Origin of the sequence: Methylophaga sp. UBA4204 (genome assembly GCF_002379485.1) — a bacterium.
Classification (GTDB): Bacteria; Pseudomonadota; Gammaproteobacteria; order Nitrosococcales; family Methylophagaceae; genus Methylophaga.
This window is the reverse complement of the sequence record NZ_DFTU01000009.1, coordinates 1-3613: the sequence shown is the minus strand read 5'-3', so window position 1 is coordinate 3613 and position 3613 is coordinate 1. Positions and strand designations below refer to the sequence as shown.

5 protein-coding genes are annotated in these 3613 nt (G+C 42.0%); 2 read left to right on the top strand and 3 right to left on the bottom strand.

Annotated features, from left to right (window positions below):
* Positions 1-72, top strand: coding sequence for a pyrroloquinoline quinone precursor peptide PqqA (gene pqqA, locus B3182_RS01345; protein WP_081443609.1), 72 nt, complete (start codon positions 1-3; stop codon positions 70-72).
* Positions 73-187: 115 nt separating this feature from the next.
* The gene (locus B3182_RS01340) at positions 188-766 is read left to right on the top strand and encodes a TetR/AcrR family transcriptional regulator (protein WP_292411422.1); all 579 of its coding nucleotides are present in this window, start codon (positions 188-190) and stop codon (positions 764-766) included.
* A gap of 12 nt (positions 767-778) precedes the next feature.
* On the opposite strand, the gene B3182_RS01335 is transcribed toward B3182_RS01340, so the two are convergent.
* From B3182_RS01335 to B3182_RS01325, 3 genes are all read right to left on the bottom strand, one after another.
* Complete coding sequence (locus B3182_RS01335) at positions 779-1573, bottom strand: hypothetical protein (protein ID WP_292751227.1); 795 nt, start codon at positions 1571-1573, stop codon at positions 779-781.
* 30 nt (positions 1574-1603) lie between these two features.
* Positions 1604-3007 carry a sensor domain-containing diguanylate cyclase gene (locus B3182_RS01330; RefSeq protein ID WP_292357102.1) on the bottom strand — a complete coding sequence of 468 codons (1404 nt, stop codon included), beginning with the start codon at positions 3005-3007 and terminating at the stop codon, positions 1604-1606.
* Between the two features lie 120 nt (positions 3008-3127).
* Complete coding sequence (locus B3182_RS01325; protein ID WP_292357103.1) at positions 3128-3439, bottom strand: hypothetical protein; 312 nt, start codon at positions 3437-3439, stop codon at positions 3128-3130.
* Positions 3440-3613: the final 174 nt, after the last annotated feature.

Here is a 3613-nt window from a genome sequence, read left to right as displayed (position 1 = left end):
ATGTGGACTAAACCAGAATATTCAGATATGCGTTTCGGTTTTGAAGTAACAATGTACATCTGCAACCGTTAATTTGCAGTTAAGCGAAACCTAAGAAGCCCCGACAAGTTCGGGGCTTTTTTTTGCCTATAGTTTTTATGCGTTATGCTGAGCGTGTTTGTTAAATCCTGTTAGCGGGAAGGAAAATATGATGAACCAAGACTCCGAATTGTATGAAGCCATTGTTAACACTGCTGTCAGCCTGGCTTCTCATTCTTCATGGGAGTCAGTACGTTTGTCCGAAATTGCTGCCCAACTCAATATTTCACTTGCCGATATTTATTATTGCTTTGCTGAAAAAGAACAAATCGGTGACGCCTGGTTTGATCGTGCCGATCAGAATATGCTGAAGGTGATGCAATCCAGTGTATTTGCAACATTAAATAATCAGCAAAAATTTCATCGCTTGATGATGGCATGGTTGGAACCACTTGCAATCAATCAAAAAGTAACCCGGCAAATGATTTCAAATAAACTGGAACCGGGGCATCTTCATATTCAGATTCCTGCATTACTACGAATCAGTCGTACTGTGCAATGGCTGCGTGAAGCATCAGATCAGCACTCGACATTACCATGGCGAGCAGTGGATGAAACAGTGCTAACCGGGGTGTATTTGATCACTTTTTGCTGTTGGCTCACCGATAACACTTCAATGTACCAGCGGACACGACGTTGTCTTGAGAGACAATTAAAGCTTGCTTCAGGACTCGGCTTTCTGAAATAGCTATTTCATCTGTTATCTGGTTATTCGGACTATTAATCGCCAGGCTATAAATAAAAAACCAATAGGCAAAATCAGCATTATCAATACAAATTCAGCCAACAAATAGATGGCCGCATTTATCCCCTGTTCTGCTTTGGTCTCAATACTTTGTAATCTGTTTTTAATGTCCAGGTTATCTTTGAATCCCTGATACCAGCCGCGTTCGGAATCATCTGACTCAGGCTGAATCTCAGCTACTTCTTGCTGTGTGCTATGCAAAATAGCAATGGCATCCTGTCTATCTTGCTCCAGCCAGAGCTGTAATTGATTGGAAGCGACTATAGTGACCGGAATCGCCAAACGTAATAAGGTCATGATCAACACCATCTTAAACAGCATGGAAGACCATCGGTCAGGAAGTTTCTGCCATAACAACAGAAGTAAAACGATGGCAGCAAAACCCGCTATTGCCCAACACAAAATGTCAATATCACCAACTGCTAACAGGATTTTCTGAATGCCCAGCGATGCAGAAGCCACTAATAAAACGCTTGAAAACTGCTCGATCAAATCATTCAGGGGGTCCAGAATTTCGCCAGGAGTCAATGTCAGACCCACCCCCATTGGTTCGATCGATAATTCAGTGCCTTGTGCCGCTGAAATAACCGCATTTAATCCCCGGGCAATCGCATAGACGGTAAGTGTGATCCTGAGCATATGGCCTAATTGAGCCCCCGCATTTGACTCAAAAGGTATCAGCGCCAGAATCAAACACAAAAGCATTAGCAGTACAGCAATAATCTGTGTTCGATGGAATATCGTTTTCAAGAATAACTCCGTTGTCTATCGGGCCGTATATCAAAATACATGTATTTGATTCTTTCCTTGTGATTTAGCTTGATACAATGCCTTATCCGCATCCGACATTAAAGCCATTTCAGACTTATACGACCTTTTGAAGCTTGCGATACCAATACTGATAGTTATCTGTAATAATTTTCCATCTGGCGCTATAAATCGGGTAGATTCCACCTCACTGCGAAAGCGCTCCAGCGCCAACTCACCCTCCTCACTGCTGCACTCTGGAAGAATGACCGCAAACTCCTCGCCGCCGATCCGAGCGGGGAAGTCAATATCACGACAGTTGTCACGCAGAATGTCAGCCAGTTTCTTTAAAACGACATCCCCATAATCATGACCATAGGTATCATTAATTAATTTGAAATCATCAATATCCCAGATAACGAGACAATAGCTTCTCCCTGTACGCACGGCTCTGGCATGTTCAGTTTTCAATCGGGGCATAAAGGCACGCCGGTTTGACAGGCAAGTTAACGGATCACGCTCAGCCGCTTTTTTCCAGGCCTGACGTGAAGCCATCGTCAGATTAATTTGGTTTTGTTGTATAGCGATAACAAATACAGCCAATGCACTGGAAAATATGTAAGCAATCAAACCGGTCAAAGTAAATTGATAATTATTTGTTAAAAACACACTGTTATCAAAAGCCATAATGCTGATAACAATCACAAAGCACAGGCTACTGAACAAGTTGATAAAAACCAGTTTCAAATAAATAGCCATCATCACCATAACTGGTAACAGCAAAAATATTAATGGCCCATAAACGGTAGCAGCCAATATTACGATTAATCCGATTATCGCTGCCCCTGACCACAGCTTATTTAATTCGCTTAGCTGCACCGCCGGGCTATGTGCAAACCCTGTAAAGACCTGATAAATCAGCAGTATCCCCAAGGCATGGGCAATTAGCAGAGTAATATAAAGGTCTATAAACTTTTCAGCTTCAATATATCCATTTAACAGCAGATTGGTGCCTATCAATAACGCTGATAACGCCGGAACAAGGCCACAAAGTAACAACAGAAATTTAAGTAAATGATGGGGTCTGCTTACGCCGTAGGGCAGAAATCGACGCATAAGCAACATTCCAAAAACACTCTCCCCACCCATGATCAATGAAGCGACAATAATATACAGCGAGTTGTGGTGAAACGTGTTTTCTACTATGAGTGGAAAATGGGCTGCAAATGTTGCCATTACAATAAACGGAAACGCACGCACTCCCCACAAAAGGCACATTACCAGCCCGATACCGGATGAAAGCGACAATAAATTGATATTGCCAGGGGGAAAGGAAAACCAGGTAAGACCCAGTCGGACAAATAAATAATAGAGCGAGGTGGTCAACAGCAGATTCAACAGACCATTGATAGTGCCGGGAAAAATCGTTGTTTTCACCCTGCCTCCCCCTTTCAAGAAATAATTTACCTTGAAAGCATCTCTATACAAAAAATGACTCTATTTGATTGTCATAGCCTCAGAAGAAAAAGGCAAGAAATAAGACAAGGATAAACAACCCTAATCATAAGGTTCATAGTTTTTATCCGGTTTATCGTCTTTTACAGCTGGGTGCTTTGAATCACGAATACCCAGATAATAAAAAACCAGTAGTAACAGATAAAAAAACAGCAGGCCATCTTCAGAGGCTATACCCAATAAAGCCCAGAGCGGCACCACATAAAACACTAAATTGAGCAAAACCGTTAGCGTTTTTCCCAGACGGCGTTTTCCCAAGTCAAACAGATAGCCGGCAAAGAGGCCTGTCATATATCCACCGACAATTGCCAGAATCAATAACAGAATGATGCCAATCGTTGAAAATCTATCCATTTCAAACCTAAATTCTGATAGCTACAGTTTAATAATGACGCTGTAAGCGTTTTTTGTCATTTTTTCCTAGGGCTTGTTTATCTTTCATCTCCGCCTCTGTTGTGAACTGAAAAAGCGTCAATCAAGGCACGAGGAGCGCCTTTTGTTAGATACATCCATGTATCTCACCCCATT

Excerpts from the sequence above, each read along its gene's own strand:
- B3182_RS01340 (WP_292411422.1), top strand. The coding sequence starts at position 188 with ATGATGAACCAAGACTCCGAATTGTATGAAGCCATTGTTAACACTGCT.
- B3182_RS01325 (WP_292357103.1), bottom strand. The coding sequence starts at position 3,439 with ATGGATAGATTTTCAACGATTGGCATCATTCTGTTATTGATTCTGGCA.